This window comes from Winogradskyella psychrotolerans RS-3 (assembly GCF_000427335.1).
GTDB classification, from domain to species: domain Bacteria; phylum Bacteroidota; class Bacteroidia; order Flavobacteriales; family Flavobacteriaceae; genus Winogradskyella; species Winogradskyella psychrotolerans.
In genome coordinates, this window is the sequence record NZ_ATMR01000160.1 from 1 (window position 1) to 552 (window position 552).

At 57.1% G+C, this 552-nt stretch carries 1 pseudogene; it reads left to right on the forward strand.

Features of this window, described 5'->3' with window-relative positions:
* Nucleotides 1-537 (forward strand): annotated as a pseudogene (locus tag ADIWIN_RS22435) (IS3 family transposase); the annotation flags it as partial.
* Between the last annotated feature and the right edge of the window lie 15 nt (nt 538-552).

A 552-nucleotide genomic window follows, 5' to 3' on the forward strand; every position in this document is an offset into this window, starting at 1 on the left:
ATCGGGTGCAGCGGGTCTTCACCGCGTCGAGGCCAAATCAGCTGTGGCTCACCGACATCACGGAACACAAAACGAGTCAGGGAAAGCTTTATCTTTGCGCAATCAAAGATGTGTTCTCGAATCGCATTGTTGGCTACTCCATCGATACGAGGATGAAGGCTCGGCTTGCCGTTGACGCGCTCACCATGGCCGTCACCCACCGGGAGCACCCCACGGCAGTGATTGTTCACTCCGACCGAGGATCCCAATTTCGGTCACGAAAATTCGTGCGCGCACTCGCCCAGAACGGGCTGCTGGGCTCGATGGGGAAAGTGGCGGCATGCGGCGACAATGCAGCCATGGAATCCTTCTTCGCGTTGCTGCAAAAAAACGTCCTGAACCAACGCTCGTGGGACACCCGCGACGAGCTCCGACTTGAGATCATCAACTGGATCGAAGGCACCTACCACCGGCGAAGGAGACAACGCCGACTGGGGGAAGCTGACACCGATCGAATACGAGACCATAATGAAAAAAGCCGTCACACTGGCGGCCTAAGGAACCGAGTCAACC